The 2,224-nt window shown below is 38.5% G+C and carries 2 protein-coding genes; both read left to right on the top strand.

Features of this window, described 5'->3' with window-relative positions:
* Positions 1–151 precede the first annotated feature (151 nt).
* Positions 152–778: an NUDIX hydrolase gene (locus HF876_RS18675; protein WP_169361552.1), complete on the top strand. Its 627-nt coding sequence runs from the start codon at positions 152–154 to the stop codon at positions 776–778.
* Positions 779–1,127: 349 nt separating this feature from the next.
* The coding region (locus tag HF876_RS18670) for a T7SS effector LXG polymorphic toxin (RefSeq protein WP_240949839.1) at positions 1,128–2,224 on the top strand (1,097 nt) is incomplete at its 3' end.

Below are 2,224 nucleotides of genomic sequence, written 5' to 3'. Positions count from 1 at the left end.
CCCCTGCAAGAGTAGGACGTCGCTGGGCAACTAAAGGAAGTCGTCACCGAGTAATCGGTGGCGGCTTTTTTGTTTTGCTGTCCATTTATTTTAAACGAAACAGTATTCATGGTACTCTAGTAATATATATAAATAAGGCAAGGGGGATTCTATGTTCTTAAAGGATCTAACAAAAAAATTACAGCATAGCCAGCCACTATTTATTGGGGAGGATACAGCTCTGCGCTCAGCTATTATGCTTCCACTTGTGCAAGTGGAAGGAGAATGGCATATGTTGTTTGAAGTGCGTTCCTTAACGATGCGAAAACAGCCCGGAGATATCAGTTTTCCAGGTGGTCGTATTGATACTACAGATGCCTCTCCATTGGAAGCTGCAATAAGAGAGACACATGAAGAGTTAGGAATAGACCCGACATCTATAAAAGTTATTGGTCAGTTGAGTCCTTATATTGCTTCTTCATCTTTCGTGGTCTATCCATTCGTGGCCACTATTGATCATCACCAAATCGAAAGTTTCAACAAACAAGAGGTTGAAGAAGTATTTACCATACCAATTAGCTGGCTCTTAGACTATGAGCCTTATATGCACACTGTCTCTGTTCAACCTATGCCACCGATGGACTTTCCTTATGAAAAGATATTTAATGGGGACAAATATCAATGGAGACCTAGAGATATTGAGGAATGGTTTTATGATTATAAAAACTATACTATTTGGGGATTAACTGCACGAGTGTTAAAGCATTTTATGGAAACAATCAGAAGTATCAATAGATAAGCAATAAACTTAAATAGTTTCTATCACGAAGCGTTCCAAGATTTAATAGTATTTCAAAAAGAAGATTCTCTATCTATTAGAGGGTCTTTTTATTTTTGTAGTGATAATTCCAAAATACTATATCTCTTTAATTCTAAATGCTTATTTCTGTATAACTTACCTTGTTCCTTCTGAATCATTTTAGTGCTAAATACTAGACTTCCCTTTACCTTTCTATATAAAAAATGGAATATTATAGATATTGGAAGATTGCTAGAGGAGGAGAAATTATGTCTATCTGGTGGGGAATATTGTATAATAAAGAAAATTGGAAATGCTTCATTGTACCCGATTCAACGTGGGTATGCCTATGAAAATACTAGACGTAGACTTACTTCAAGATGGATTGCAACGTAACATAGCTATGTTGGAACGTTTGCAAAATGAAGTGGGGAATATTCAAAACACAGTTAAAGAACTAGTAGCAATGGAGGAGGTATTGAAAGGGGCAGGAGGTAGTGCAATCCGTGGCTTTTACTCAGACGTTCATTTACCTTTCCTTCATTTTTTCCTTGTTTTCTCCGATAGTTACAAGCAAAAGCTTCAACAAATTGAATCTGCTCTTTTGTCGTTAGAACCAGATACGGCAGGGTACATCCTCGAGCAGTTTTTAGAGGGAGAGCTAGAACAAGGACTGACGCTGATTGCCAACATAACAGAAAGACTTACAAACGAAGCAAACAGTATCATGGATACAGTAAGTGATATCGTTGCACTACCTCATCTTAATGATAGTGAGGTACAAGAAGGAGTTCAAAATTCTAAAAAGAAACGTGACGACACGCTTTTACAGCTGCATGAATTCGATAGCTCTCAAACCACATCACTACACACAGTAGAAGAAGATATTCAAACGATGGGCAATTGGCTTACGGATATGGAGGGAATGTTTACCGCAGGGGTAAAGGACATTACTTTCCAGCCGAGTCAGTGGAATGCAATTACGTTTGGGAGCGAGATTCGGACAGAGCTATTCCCGAAGGTATATTTAGATCCTAATAAACTATGGGTAGAAGAAAGAGACAAAATAATCGGCACGATGATCACTGCCAAAACCTTTCAAGCGCTAGAGCTGAAGAGGATGATTACAATTGATGAAAACGTTGGAGAGAACATACAATATCATCAATATGCAAATGGTTTATTGATAAAAGAGTACTCGGAAAACGGGACAGTATACTACGAGATCGTTTCTAAAGTAGAATACAAGGAAGAAGCAGTCCAAGTCGAGCCACCGAAAGAAAATAAACTGGTGGATGGTATACAATTTGGATTAGATCTAGCAGGGTTAATACCAGGAATCGGAGAAATAGCAGATGGTTTAAACGGGGTAATCTATTATGCTAGAGGAGATAAGTTAAACGCAGGTCTTTCCTTTGCGGCGATGATTCCAGTTGCCGGCTGGGG

It is taken from the genome of Psychrobacillus sp. BL-248-WT-3, from assembly GCF_012843435.1.
In the GTDB taxonomy this organism is placed as follows: domain Bacteria; phylum Bacillota; class Bacilli; order Bacillales_A; family Planococcaceae; genus Psychrobacillus.
Note: the sequence above shows the minus strand (reverse complement) of the source record. Positions and strands in the feature narration are given on the sequence as shown.

Bases quoted from the DNA above. Each gene is read 5' to 3' on its own strand.
- HF876_RS18675 (WP_169361552.1), top strand. From the start codon at position 152: ATGTTCTTAAAGGATCTAACAAAAAAATTACAGCATAGCCAGCCACTA.